Raw genomic sequence first — 9,451 nt, forward strand, 5'->3', positions numbered from 1 at the left:
CACGTGTCCGGCGCGGCGGGCGAAGACCAGCGCGACGGCGAGCGGGCCGAGGAACTCGATGGTGGCGGCGGTGCCCATCGGCAGCCGGTCGACGGCCGCGGCGAACAGCAGGGTCATGCCGGCGGACGCCACGCCGAGCAGCCCGGCCATCGCCAGGTCGCGCGGGCTGCGGCCGCGCAGCCGGGGGCGGGTGAAGGCGAGCAGGACGACGGCGGCGAAGGAGATCCGCAGGAAGGTCGCGCCGGCCACTCCCAGCACTCCGAACAGCGGCTTGGAGGCCGCCACGCCGAGCTGCACCGCCACCATCGAGACCACGCACAGCACCGGGGCCGGGATGCCGCCCAGCCGTCGTCGCATTCCGCTGGCCCGCGCCCGACCGGAGCCGCCTTCGACCTTGGAAATGGAGGTGATAGCGGGGAGTTCAGTAGTGCTTTCAACGGTGAGGGAGGTGCCTGGCATGAGATCGAGTGTGGCGTAAGGAGTGCTTTTGGTCAAAGACGGTTACCACCTCGGCTGCCGCCCACCGGTCGAGGCCGACTGTCGCCCGTCGATCGGGGGCGACCGCCGCCCACCGGCCTCCGGGGCGCGACCATGGGAACAGTGGCGGAGTCCCGGATTCCGAACACGCCGTGGACCCGGACGGACACGCGCGGAGACGGACAGTCGAGCAGGTCGGCGGCGTCGGTCTCATCTCGGTTGCGGCTACTGACAGCGCGGGTGTGCCGGGGAAACAATCGAGGGCATCGCCTACTACCTGCGGGTAACAACCGCGGGCCGGTCAAGGAGGACCCTGGTGTACAGCACGATGCAGGACGTTCCACTCACCGTCGCCCGGATTCTGCAGCACGGGTCCACCATCCACGGCCGGTCGACCGTGACCACCTGGACCGAGAACGGCCCGGTCGTGCGGACCTTCGCCGAGATCGGCGCCCGCGCCGCGCAGCTCGCGCACGCGCTCCGCGAGGAGTTCGACGTGGCGGACGGCGAGGCCGTCGGCACCCTGATGTGGAACAACACCGAGCACCAGGAGGCGTACCTGGCGATCCCGTCCATGGGCGCCGTGCTGCACACCCTGAACCTGCGGCTGCCCGCCGACCAGCTGGCGTACATCCTCCGGCACGCCGCGGACCGGGTGGTGATCGTCAACGGCTCGGTGCTGCCGCTGCTCGCCGCCGTCCTGCCGCAGGTCGGCGACGTCGTCCGGCACCTGGTGGTGGCCGGGCCGTACGACCCGGCGCTGCTGGCGGGCTTCGAGGGGACGGTGCACGACTACGAGGCACTGATCGCGGGCCGCCGGACCGACTACCCGTGGCAGACCGACATCGACGAGAAGCAGGCCGCCGCGCTCTGCTACACCTCCGGCACCACCGGCGACCCCAAGGGCGTGGTGTACAGCCACCGGTCGATCTACCTGCACTCGATGCAGATCATCGCCGCCGACAGCTTCGGCCTGACCGCCCGCGACACCGTGCTGCCGGTGGTCCCGATGTTCCACGTGAATTCCTGGGGCATCCCGCATGCGGCGTTCATGACCGGCGCGAGCCTGCTGATGCCGGACCGCTTCCTGCAGCCCAAGCCGCTGGCCGCGATGATCGACCAGGTGAAGCCGACCTTCAGCGCCGCCGTCCCGACCATCTGGACCGGCCTGCTGGACGAGCTGGACGCCGGCGACTACGACACCTCCACCCTGAAGACCGTGGTGATCGGCGGCTCGGCCTGCCCGCCCGCGCTGATGAAAGCGTTCGAGGAGCGGCACGGGATCCGGGTCATCCACGCCTGGGGCATGACCGAGACCTCCCCGCTGGGCACCGTCGCCCACCCGCCGGCCGGCGTCACCGGCGAGGAGGAGTGGACCTACCGGGTCACCCAGGGCGTCTTCCCCGCCTCCGTGGAGGCCCGGCTGATCGGCCCCGGCGGCGAACCGATGCCGCACGACGGCGTCGCCGAGGGCGAGCTGGAGGTGCGCGGCCCGTGGATCGCCGGGGCGTACTTCGGCGGCGCGGACGGCGAGGCGATCCGGCCCGAGGACAAGTTCAGCCCGGACGGCTGGCTGCGCACCGGCGACGTCGGCACCATCACCGCCAACGGCTACCTGACCCTCACCGACCGGGCCAAGGACGTGATCAAGTCCGGTGGGGAGTGGATCAGTTCGCAGGCCCTGGAGAACCACCTGATGGCCCACCCCGAGGTGGCCGAGGCCGCCGTGGTGGCCGTCCCGGACGAGAAGTGGGGCGAGCGCCCGCTGGCCACCGTGGTGCTGCGCCCCGGCGCCACCGCCGGACTGCCCGAGCTGCGGGCCTTCCTGGCCGAACGGGTCGCCTCCTGGCAGCTGCCGGAGCGCTGGTCGCTGATCGAGGCGGTGCCGAAGACCTCGGTGGGCAAGTTCGACAAGAAGGTGATCCGCGCCGACTACGCCGCCGACCGGCTGGACGTGACGGTGATCGGCAAGGGCTGACCACGAACGGCGTGTGCCGGGTGAGCGGCCGGTGGCGGACGTCCACGACGGGCCGGGCCAGCGTCGCCCGGGCGACGCTGCGCTGCCGCACCGGCTGCGCCGTCGGCGGGCTCCTCGGCGGGTGATCGGCGTCGGCTTCGGCCTGCACGACGGCGTGACCGCAGTGCTGTCGATCGCCCCGGCGTTCGACGTCACCGTGCCGGTCGACCGCCGTCCGCCGACCGCCGACCGCCGACCGCCGTCCGATCGGCCGCGGACTCGGCAACACCGTCGTGAACGGCCACTGACCGACCCCGAGGGCCCCGCCGCAGCGCGGCGGGGCCCTTCGCGTGCGCTCAGCGGCCGTTCACGACGGTGTTGCCGGTGATCGACCCGTCGGCGCCGTCCACCGTCACCAGGTGGCGGACCCCGTCCGCGCCGAGCACCTCCACCGCCCAGGAGCTGCCGCCGCCCTCCCGGCCCACCACCGACAGGGCGTCCGGCTTCCCGCCGGGCACCGCGCCCGCGGCCTTGGCCAGCGCCTGATCGGCGGGCACGGCCGGCAGCGCGGCCGGAGCGAGCTTCGCCGCCCCGCCGCCCTCGGCGCCGCGGTGCGCCGTCCTCCGCCCGTCCTGGTGGGTTCCCGGCAGCCCGTCGTGGTGGGTCCCCGGCCGTCCGTACGCGCCGGGCGCATCGGGTGCCTCGGGCGCGCCCGGCACCCGGTGCGCGAACCCCCGCTCGTACATCGGCCGCCCGCGCTCCGGGTGGTGCAGCGCCACCCCGGCCACGGTCGCGGCGACGCCCAGCACCACCACGGCCGCCGCGCCCAGCGCCCAGCGGCCGCCCCGCCGCTTCGGCAGCGGCACCCGGCGCCGACGCGACGCCGCCCCGGCCGGCTTCTCGAACTCGGCCTCCGGATCGAACGCCAACGGCCCCGGCCCCGGCTCCGGCGACTGCGGCTCCGACTGCGGCTCGGACATCTGCCCACCACTTCCCCTCGACGACCCGGCCGGGACCGATCCGCCGGCCGGGCGCCCAGCATGCCGCCACCCGCCTGAAGCCAAGCTGAAGTTGCCCCCGCCGCCCGGCCCGACGCCTGCCACCCTGGTCCCCATGCGCGTACTGGTGGTCGAGGACGAACGGCGGCTCGCCGCCGCACTGCAACGCGGCCTGCGGGCCGAGGGGTTCGCCGTCGACGTCGCCCACGACGGCGAGGACGGCCTCTGGCTGGCCACCGAGCACGACTACGACGTGATCGTGCTCGACATCATGCTGCCCCGGCTGAACGGCTACCGGATCTGCGCCCGGCTGCGGGCCGCCGGCGACGACACCCCGATCCTGATGCTCACCGCCAAGGACGGCGAACTCGACGAGGCCGAGGCGCTGGACACCGGCGCCGACGACTTCCTCTCCAAGCCGTTCTCGTACGTGGTGCTGGTGGCCCGGCTGCGCGCCCTGGTCCGCCGGACCGGCCGCCGACTGCCGCAGACCCTGGAGTTCGGCGACCTGGCGATCGACCCCGCCCGCCGCACCTGCACCCGCGCGGGCGCCGAAGTGCGGCTCACCGCCCGCGAGTTCGCCGTCCTGGAGTGCCTGGCCCGGGCGGCCGGCGGAGTGGTCTCCAAGCGGGAGATCCTGGAGCAGGTCTGGGACTCCGCCTTCGACGGCGACCCGAACATCGTCGAGGTCCACATCAGCGCCCTGCGCCGCAAGATCGATGCCCCGTTCGGCCGCAGCACCGTCGGCACCGTCCGCGGCGCGGGCTACCGGCTGGCGGTGGACGGTGGCTGACCGCGTGCGCCGTCCACGGGTCCCGCCGCGCCTGCGGCGGCTGCTGCCGCGTTCGGTGCGGGCCCGGGCCACCTTCGCCGCCACCGCCGTGGTGACGCTCGCGCTGGGCGGCAGTTCGGCCGCGCTGCTCGCCGTGCTGCACGCCAACCTGCTGCGCACCGCCCGGGACTCCGCGTTCGAACAGGCCGGCAAGGTGGTCGAGCTGGCCTCCCGCGAGCACCTGCCGTCGGTCCTCGCCCCGCACGGCGGATCCTCCGTCTGGGTGCTGGACGCCACCGGGAAGCCGGTCGCCGTCACCCCGGACCTGCTGGCCCGCCCGGTCGCCGCGCCGCCCCTCCCGAGCCCGCCCCTCCCGAACCCGCTCGGCCCGAGCGCCCCCGGCCCGGACCGGAGCCTGCTCCAACTCCCGCCCGAAGAACGGCCGCTGGTGGTCGGGGCGCGGCTGCACGACCGCCGGCAGCAGGTGATCACCATGTCCGTCTCCGGACCGGACGGGCCGCTCACCGTGCACGCCGCCGCCTCGCTGCGCGACGTCGAGGCCGCCGGGGACACCACCGGCACCGCGCTGGCCGTCGGCGTCCCGGTGCTGGTGCTGCTGGTCGCGGCCGTCACCTGGCGGGTCACCGGCCGGGCGCTGCGCCCGGTGGAGGCGATCCGCGCCGAGGTCGCCGAGATCACCGGCCACGACCTGCACCGCCGGGTCCCCGTCCCGCACACCGGCGACGAGGTGGCCCGGCTGGCCGTCACCGTCAACGCCACCCTGGACCGGCTGGAGGACGCGGGCCTGCGCCAGCGCCGCTTCATCGCCGACGCCTCGCACGAGCTGCGCAGCCCCATCGCGGTGCTGCGCACCCAGCTGGAGGTAGCGCTGGCCCATCCGGACCCCGAGCTGTGGCCCGAACTGCTCGCCGACGCCCTGGAGGACACCGTCCGCCTGCAGGACCTGGCCGCCGATCTGCTGCTGCTCGCCCGGCTGGACGCCGCCGACCCGGTCGCCGTCGAACTCCTCGACCTGGCCGCCCTGTTCGCCGCCGCGCTGGCCGCCCGCACCGCCGACCGCGTCCCGGTCGCAGCCGAACTCGCCGACGGCGCGGAGGTGCTGGGCAACCGCACCTGGTTGACCAGGCTGCTCACCAACCTGGTCGACAACGCGCAGCGCTACGCCGCCGACCGGGTGGAGGTCCGACTCACCGTCCGGGGCCCGGACGCGGTGCTGGAGGTGTGCGACGACGGGCCGGGCATCCCGGCGGCCGACCGGGAGCGGGTGTTCGAGCGCTTCACCCGGCTCGACGACGCCCGCAGCCGCGAACTGGGCGGCGCCGGACTGGGGTTGGCCATCGCCCGGGATCTCGCCGGGCACCACGGCGGCACTCTGGCCGCCGAGCCCGCCCGCACCGGCGCCCGCCTGGTGGCCCGTCTGCCGCTGGCCGGGTCCGCCGACTGAGCGTCAGAACGACGCGGCCGTCGCCACCTGCCCCAACGCGCCGACCCGGGCCAGCAGTTCGACGATCCGCCCCTGCACGTCCTCGGTGGTGGAGCGCTCGGCCAGGAACAGCACGTTCGCGCCGGTGCGCAGCCCCGCGCGGGCCTGCGGGTCGAGGTCGGCCGAGGTGTACACCACCAGCGGGGTGCGGTGCAGGCGGTCGTTGGCGCGCAGCCAGTCCAGCAGGCCGAGGCTGCGGCGCTCGATCCGCTGCAGGTCGAGCACCACCAGGTTGGGCTGGATGCTGCTGGCCCGGGCCACCGCCTCGTTCTCGTCGACGGCGTGCTCCACCTGCATGCCGCGCCGCTCCAGGCTGGCGACCAGGGCAGCGGCCACCTCGGGGTCGGACTCCACCAGCAGGACCCGGGCGGCGTGGTTCTCGCCGTCGCGCGGGGCCAGGGCGCGCAGCAGCACAGCCGGGTCGGCTCCGTAGGCGGCGTCCCGGGTGGCCTGGCCGAGTCCGGCGGCCAGCAGCACGGGGATCCGTCCGGCCAGGGCGGCGGTGCGCAGCGCCTGCAGCGCGGTGCGGGTGATCGGGCCGGTCAGCGGGTCGACGAAGAGCGCGGCGGGGGTCTGCGGCACCTGGGCGTCGACCTCCTCGCGGGAGGCCACGACGACCGGGCGGAAGCCCCGGTGCTCCAGCGCGCCGCGGGTGGACGGGTCGGGCTCGGGCCACACCAGCAGCGGCCGGGGCCCGTCGAACGCGGGCTCCTTCGCGGGCGGCAGCTCGGCGATCGGCCGGGGCGGCGTCCGGCCCTCGACCGCGCCGGGCCCGGCGGGCAGCGCCGGCGCGCCGCCGCTGTCGCCCGAACCGGCGGTCAGCGCATGCCCGTTGACGGCCGGTGGGACGCCCTCGCCGGCGGCGGGCAGTTCGGCCTGCTGCGGCGTCCCGGGGGGCGGGAACGTGCCCGGAAAGCCGTTCTGGAGGCCGCCCATCGGCCGCGGCGGGACGAGCTCGCCCAGTCCGCTGCCGACGGGCTGCGGCTGCCCGCCGTCGGCCGTGGCCGGCAGCGCCGGCGGCACGGGCGGCATCAGGGGAGCGGGCGGCGCGGCGGTCCGGGTGACCTCCAGCGCGGCGGACGGTTCGGGGGCCGCGGCGGGGACGGGCGGCAGGACCGTCGTCACCTCCTCCGCGCTCTCCGCGGTGTCGGCGGGCAGGGCCAGCCGGCGGCGGCGTCCGGTGGGCTGGCTCGGCGGGGTGACGGGTTCCGGCGGAGCGGTCGGCAGCGCGTTCTCCAGGCCCGGGTAGACCGCCGTGCCGGGGTCCGGGACGCCGGGCAGCTGCAGCGCCGGTGAGCTGTCGCCGGAGCCCGCGTGCGCCGCCCGCCGGGCCCGCCGCCCGGTGGGCGTGGGCGGTTCGACGGCGGGCCGCTGCGCGGCCGGTTCGGCGGCGGACGGGCCGGGCCCGAGGGCGATCGGCGTGCCGGGCCGGGGGGCCTCGTCGCGGGCCGGCCGGGCCCGTCGCCGGCCGGAGCCCTGGGTGTCGTCGGCCCGGGCGGCGACGCCGGCGTCCTCCTCGGCGGGCTCGGCCTTTGACGGCCCGTCGGCCTCGGCGGGCGTCGACTCGGCCGCGGCGGGCTGCCCGGGGAGGTCGGGCAGCATCGCGGTGTCGGAGTCCTTGGGGACGTGCTGCTGCTTGTCCGGCGTGTCCCCGTCGCCGCCGTCGGGGTCGAGCGGGAGCTCCACCACGTAGGTGGCCCCGCCGCCGCCGGGCAGGTCGTGCCGCTGCAGGACCCCGCCGTGCCGCTGGACGGCCGCGCGGGCGATCGGCAGGTGGACGGCGCTGGCGCTCTGCGCGGGGCCGCGCACCTCGATCCGGGCGACCTGACCGCGCTGCGCGGCGGCCAGCACCACCATCGGCGGCTGCCCCGGGTCCGGCGCCGGGCCGGCGAACGGCCCGCCGGCGGTGGCGGATTCGTCCTCGGCGCGGGCCGGCTCGGGCACCGGGGTGACGCCGCTGACGTCGGCGACCAGGTGCGCGAGGGCCTGGGCGAGGCGCTCGCGGTCGGCGAGCACCTTCACGGCGGCGGCGTGCACCGAGTAGCGGACCCGGCCGGGGCCGACCAGTTCGCCGGCCCGGTCGACGGCCAGCTGCACGACCTCGTCCAGGCCGATCCGCTCACGGTCCAGCGCGGCCTTGCCGCGGTCGGCGGCGGCCTCGAAGCGCTGGTGCTCCAGCACGCCCTCGATCAGCCGGCCGAACCGGCGGCACTCGTCGGCGAGCCGGCGCAGCGTCCAGTTGGCCTCCGGCCAGAGCTGCCCGGCGGGGTCGGCGGCGAGCGCGTCGATCCGCCGGTGCAGGGCGCCGAGCGCGCCGCCGAGTTCGGACTCCAGGACGGCGGTCAGGTGCTCGTTCCGGGCGGTCAGGGCGAGTTCGTGGGTGCGGTCGGTGAACGTCATGACCGCGCCGACCAGTTGCTCGCCGTCCCGGACCGGTGCGGTGGTCAGGTCGACGGTGACGGGGGTGCCGTCCTTGCGCCACAGCACGGTGTTGCGGATCCGGTGCTTGCGGCCGGAGTGCAGGGTGTCGTTCAGCGCCGAGCTCTCGGCGGCCAGCGGGCTGCCGTCGGGCTGCGAGTGCTGGATCAGCGGGTGCAGTTCACGGCCGCCGAGCTCGCTGGCCCGGAAGTCGAGGATGTGCGCGGCGGCCGGGTTGACCAGCACCACGCGGCCCTCCAGGTCGACGCCGAGGACGCCCTCGGCCGCGGCCCGCAGGATCATCTCGGTCTGTTTGTGCTGGCGCCTCAGTTCGGACTCCACGCCCAGGCGCGTCGACAGATCGCGGACCAGCAGCAGCAGCAGGTCCTGGTCGGTGGTGGTGAAGGACAGGAACCCGTGCGCCTCCCCGCCGCCTTCGTCCTTGAAGTCGTTGCCGGACACCTCGACGGCGAAGGTGGTGCCGTCGGTGCGTCGGGCGGTCATCCGGACCGGTAGTTCCAGGCTCTGGGTCTCGCTCGCCGGGGGCCGCATCGAACCGGGGATTCGGCTGGGGTCGAACTCCGGCAGCAGGTCCAGCACTCCCCGTCCGACCAACGAGGTGCCGGGGGCCTGCAGGCTCTCCACGGCGGCCTTGTTGACGTCGACCACAGTGCCGTTGGAGTTCACCAGCAGCAGGGGCTCGGGCAGTGCGTCGAGTATCGCGGCGAGGCGAGCAGCGCCTCGGGTCGGCCTGCTGCTCACGTCGACAGGTCTCCTCACGCCTTCGGGCCGCCGCTTCGACGGGCGGCTCTGGCTCTCCTCGGAGACTGGAGTATCTCATTCTTCTTTGCGCCGTGGACGACCCGGCCAGTATCGTTGTGGTGGTTGGTGCCGGAGCCTTCGGCTGTGGCATCATCGCAGTCGCACGGAGTGCGCCGGAGTCCCGGTCGCAGTCCGGGTGTTGGAGGCGTCGCCTAGTCCGGTCTATGGCGCCGCACTGCTAATGCGGTTTGGGCTTTACCGTCCATCGAGGGTTCAAATCCCTCCGCCTCCGCTTCACCGGGAGCCCCGTCGGTCACAGACCGACGGGGCTCTTGCGTTGTCCGGCGAACGATCCGGCAGTCGTCGAACGGCTGTCGGACGGCCGCCGCGGTGGCCTTGACGGGGCCGACGGCAATGAATTTCGCCCCAGGTCGCCGGTCATGTAATGTTGTCCCCGCACCGCCCAGGAGGCCAAGGCCGACGGGGCGAGCGCTCATAGCTCAACGGATAGAGCACTTGACTACGGATCAAGAGGTTGCAGGTTCGAATCCTGCTGAGCGCAC

6 protein-coding genes and 2 tRNA genes are annotated in these 9,451 nt (G+C 75.1%); 5 read left to right on the plus strand and 3 right to left on the minus strand.

Annotated elements, in window-relative coordinates; translation table 11 throughout:
• A partial coding sequence (locus IEZ12_RS19310; RefSeq protein ID WP_373295498.1) for an EamA family transporter occupies positions 1–459 on the minus strand: 459 nt, incomplete at its 3' end.
• A gap of 334 nt (positions 460–793) precedes the next feature.
• Here IEZ12_RS19310 and IEZ12_RS19315 point away from each other — a divergent pair.
• On the plus strand, positions 794–2,455 hold the full coding sequence (locus IEZ12_RS19315; RefSeq protein ID WP_189273119.1) for a long-chain fatty acid--CoA ligase: 1,662 nt from the start codon (positions 794–796) through the stop codon (positions 2,453–2,455).
• A gap of 335 nt (positions 2,456–2,790) precedes the next feature.
• Here the strand turns inward: IEZ12_RS19315 and IEZ12_RS19320 are convergent, their stop codons facing one another.
• Positions 2,791–3,414, minus strand: coding sequence for a PepSY domain-containing protein (locus tag IEZ12_RS19320; protein WP_189273120.1), 624 nt, complete (start codon positions 3,412–3,414; stop codon positions 2,791–2,793).
• A 133-nt stretch (positions 3,415–3,547) separates the two neighbouring features.
• On the opposite strand from IEZ12_RS19320, the gene IEZ12_RS19325 reads away from it, so the two are divergent.
• Positions 3,548–4,225 carry a response regulator transcription factor gene (locus IEZ12_RS19325; RefSeq protein WP_189273121.1) on the plus strand — a complete coding sequence of 226 codons (678 nt, stop codon included), beginning with the start codon at positions 3,548–3,550 and terminating at the stop codon, positions 4,223–4,225.
• A 4-nt stretch (positions 4,226–4,229) separates the two neighbouring features.
• The gene (locus IEZ12_RS19330; protein WP_229847693.1) at positions 4,230–5,669 is read left to right on the plus strand and encodes a sensor histidine kinase; all 1,440 of its coding nucleotides are present in this window, start codon (positions 4,230–4,232) and stop codon (positions 5,667–5,669) included.
• Between the two features lie 3 nt (positions 5,670–5,672).
• On the opposite strand, the gene IEZ12_RS19335 is transcribed toward IEZ12_RS19330, so the two are convergent.
• Positions 5,673–8,888, minus strand: a complete 3,216-nt coding sequence (locus tag IEZ12_RS19335) for a hybrid sensor histidine kinase/response regulator (RefSeq protein WP_189273123.1) — start codon at positions 8,886–8,888, stop codon at positions 5,673–5,675.
• A 201-nt stretch (positions 8,889–9,089) separates the two neighbouring features.
• Here IEZ12_RS19335 and IEZ12_RS19340 point away from each other — a divergent pair.
• Positions 9,090–9,180 (plus strand) — tRNA-Ser (locus tag IEZ12_RS19340).
• A gap of 197 nt (positions 9,181–9,377) precedes the next feature.
• A tRNA-Arg gene (locus IEZ12_RS19345) sits at positions 9,378–9,450 on the plus strand.
• Position 9,451: the final 1 nt, after the last annotated feature.

Origin of the sequence: Kitasatospora griseola, assembly GCF_014648555.1 — a bacterium.
Classification (GTDB): domain Bacteria; phylum Actinomycetota; class Actinomycetes; order Streptomycetales; family Streptomycetaceae; genus Kitasatospora; species Kitasatospora griseola.

Coding starts and splice junctions, on each gene's coding strand:
- IEZ12_RS19320 (WP_189273120.1), bottom strand. CDS start 3,414: ATGTCCGAGCCGCAGTCGGAGCCGCAGTCGCCGGAGCCGGGGCCGGGG.
- IEZ12_RS19325 (WP_189273121.1), top strand. CDS start 3,548: ATGCGCGTACTGGTGGTCGAGGACGAACGGCGGCTCGCCGCCGCACTG.